This is a genomic window from Nonomuraea zeae (assembly GCF_005889725.1).
Taxonomy (GTDB): Bacteria; Actinomycetota; Actinomycetes; order Streptosporangiales; family Streptosporangiaceae; genus Nonomuraea; species Nonomuraea zeae.
Genome location: NZ_VCKX01000717.1, coordinates 1 through 738, shown reverse-complemented (window position 1 = coordinate 738; position 738 = coordinate 1). Strand labels below are relative to the sequence as shown.

Annotated in this window: 1 protein-coding gene; it reads right to left on the bottom strand. The window is 66.3% G+C overall.

Annotation, left to right across the window (positions count from 1 at the left end):
• Nucleotides 1-703, bottom strand: a 703-nt coding sequence (locus ETD85_RS62570; protein ID WP_240780198.1) for an AMP-binding protein, incomplete at its 3' end; no start/stop codon positions are given.
• Nucleotides 704-738 lie beyond the last annotated feature (35 nt).

Here is a 738-nt window from a genome sequence, read left to right as displayed (position 1 = left end):
CCCCGATCGTGGTCTCGGTCGGACCGTAGTGATTGAACACCGCACACCCGCGCACATCAGCGTTCGCGAGAACCTGCTCCAGCCAGTCAGACGCGGCAGCCTCCCCGCCCAGCACCAGCGACCGCCCAGGCAACAAACCCGGACCCATCGCCGCCAGATGAGAAGGCACCATCTTGACGAAGTCGATGCCACGCCCAGCCAGCACGGCACGCAACGCTTCAGGATCGGTGGCCGCCCCCTCAGCCACGATGTGCAACTCGCCACCAAGGGTGAGAGCGGCGAACACCACCGTGTTACCCAAATCCGTAGCCTGACCCTGCACCAGCGCAAACCGGCCACCATCCAAGCCCAGCCGCCCCGGCACCGAACCCACATAATTGGCCAGCGCCGCCTGAGTCACCACCACACCCTTCGGCCGCCCCGTCGAACCCGAGGTATAGATGACGTAGGCGCTCTGATCGCCGATCAGACGCCGCACCGGCCTTTCAGCCGAAGCCAACGACAACCGCATCACGGTGAAGGCGTCATCCAGCACCAGCATCCGACCCCGGCCCGCCGGCAGTTCGTCAGCGATCTCCGCACTGGTGACGGTCAACACCGCGCGGCTGTCGCCCAGCATGTAAGCGATCCGCTCCACCGGCTGACCCGGATCAATCGGCACATACGCCGCCCCCGCCTTCCACACCGCCAGCACCGCCACCACCAGATCGGCACCCCGATCCAGACACACCCCCACCA